1 pseudogene is annotated in these 265 nt (G+C 73.6%); it reads left to right on the top strand.

Annotation, left to right across the window (positions count from 1 at the left end):
* Positions 1–265, top strand: a pseudogene (locus LPA42_RS33550) (hypothetical protein); the annotation flags it as partial.

Genomic DNA, 265 nt, shown 5'->3' with positions numbered 1-265 from the left:
GTGCGGCTGTGGGACCCCAACAGCCTGCAACCCGCCGGCGAGCTCCACGGCCACACCGACGCCGTGTACGCGGTGGGGACCTGGACTCGACCGGACGACAACGCCACTCTGCTCGTCACCGCCGGCGGCGACGAGGTGGTGCGGCTGTGGGACCCCAACAGCCTGCAACCCGCCGGCGAGCTCCACGGCCACACCGACTCCGTGTACGCGGTGGGGACGTGGACCCGGCCGGACGGCACCATCCTGCTCGTCACCGCCGGCGGCG

The organism is Micromonospora sp. DH13 (assembly GCF_020873825.1).
Taxonomy (GTDB): Bacteria; Actinomycetota; Actinomycetes; order Mycobacteriales; family Micromonosporaceae; genus Micromonospora; species Micromonospora haikouensis.
The sequence above is the reverse complement of the archived record's forward strand: the minus strand, read 5'-3'. Positions and strand labels throughout refer to the sequence as shown.